The 1,653-nt window shown below is 73.1% G+C and carries 2 protein-coding genes; both read left to right on the forward strand.

Features of this window, described 5'->3' with window-relative positions; all coding sequences use genetic code 11:
- Positions 1-640 precede the first annotated feature (640 nt).
- Complete coding sequence (locus AB0I76_RS29430; protein ID WP_357042263.1) at positions 641-1,027, forward strand: hypothetical protein; 387 nt, start codon at positions 641-643, stop codon at positions 1,025-1,027.
- A partial coding sequence (locus tag AB0I76_RS29435; RefSeq protein WP_357042266.1) for a nucleotidyl transferase AbiEii/AbiGii toxin family protein occupies positions 1,024-1,653 on the forward strand: 630 nt, incomplete at its 3' end. The genes AB0I76_RS29430 and AB0I76_RS29435, both read left to right, overlap by 4 nt.

Below are 1,653 nucleotides of genomic sequence, written 5' to 3' on the forward strand. Positions count from 1 at the left end.
TTGTCGGCCTGCACCACGGCGACCGGGGTCGACTCGACGGCCGGGGCGGCGGTGGCGGTGGCGGGGCCGGCGAAGATGCCACCGGCGAAGGCGATACCAGCGATACCGAGAACGCTCTTACGCATGATCGTGTTCATGGGGAAGCTCCTTTTGGGGGTGGGCACCCTGAGCCGAGGGGGATCGGCCGTGCCGGGGTGCGAGGCACCATCCGGTGCTCAAGGAAGTTCGGGGGGATCGGCACACGCTCACCGGAGCAGGGGGTTGCTCGTCCGCGGCGCCAGGGGGATGTAACGACCGGCTACCCGCCATCATTCCGGGGCCACGAACCCGCGCCCGGGGGGCTGCGCGTCCTGCTCGATCGTCCGCCATGTGTAACGACCCCCGGCCGGCCACGATTCCGCCGTCAGGATGCCCCCGGTCACACCCCGAACCGGACGCATGGCCTGTTACCGGACACGCACACACACACGACCCAGGGTCGGCGAGAGATCTTGGTACGGAATGGCCCCTGGAGGGGGCCGTTTCCCGCCAAGATCTCTCTGGGTGCCAGTCAGTCAGAATCGCCGCCGGAGACGGTCGGCGAAACACGGTGCGGGCCGGCTGTGGCGGTATCGGCGGCGACCGGCGTTACCCTGACAGCATGCAGGCGCTCTCCCCCACCGCGCCCCCGACGCCCACACGGGCCGCGGGGGACGTGCGGGCGCGCGTCGCGGGGCACACCCACCTGGCGCGTCCCGGCCGGCCGGCGGTGGTGACGCGGACCCTCGCCGAGCTGGCGGGGCCGACCCGTGGCGTGGTGGAGCTCCCGGTACGGCTCATGTGGGCCAGCGAGCGCACCTTCGACCTCGCCGACCCGGACGACCTGCTGTGGATGTACGAGAACGTCCTGCGGGAAACCACCCGGACCGACGACCTCCGGCGGCTCGTCAACGGTCGTACGCTGCGCCGGGTGTGGCCCCTGCTGAACCTGCCCCGGGGCGTACGCCAGGCGTGGGAGAGCCGCCACCGCGGTCTGCGTACGGCGTGAACACGCCCCACCCCCACGAGTTCTACCGCGAGGTCGCCCGCGTCGCCCTGTCCGCCGCCGGACGGCACCGCTTCGTGCTCGGTGGCGGGGTGGCGTGGGCGGCGCACGGCATGGTGACCCGACCGACCGAGGACGTCGACCTGTTCGCCGACGTCGAGGGCGCCGCCGCGGCGGCGGCCGACGAGGTACGGGCCGTCCTCGAGGCGGCCGGCTACACGGTGCGCGACGCCGATCCGGACAGCGGGGTGGCCGAGCTGTTCGACGGCTTCGACCGGGACCTCAGGGACTTCGTGGTGAGCCGGGACGGCCGTCGGATCCGGCTCAGCCTCGCACGGCTGGACCGGCGGCGCAGCCCGGTGGTGATGGGCCTGGGACCGGTGATGGACGTCCGGGACCTGGTGGCGAACAAGACCGCCGCCCTGGTCAACCGGCGGGAGGTCCGCGACTACGTCGACGTCGCGGCCGCCCGGGACCACTACGACGTACCCGAGTTGCTGGACCTCGCCCGCCAGCTCGACCCGGCGCTGGACCCGGACGACGTCCGGGCCGCCGGCCGGTACCTGGACCGGCTGCCCGATCGCCGTTTCGCCCGCTACGGCCTGGACGCCGCCGCGGTGGCCGAGGTC

The sequence above is a fragment of the Micromonospora sp. NPDC049799 genome (assembly GCF_040656655.1).
In the GTDB taxonomy this organism is placed as follows: domain Bacteria; phylum Actinomycetota; class Actinomycetes; order Mycobacteriales; family Micromonosporaceae; genus Micromonospora.

Bases quoted from the DNA above. Each gene is read 5' to 3' on its own strand.
- AB0I76_RS29430 (WP_357042263.1), top strand. From the start codon at position 641: ATGCAGGCGCTCTCCCCCACCGCGCCCCCGACGCCCACACGGGCCGCG.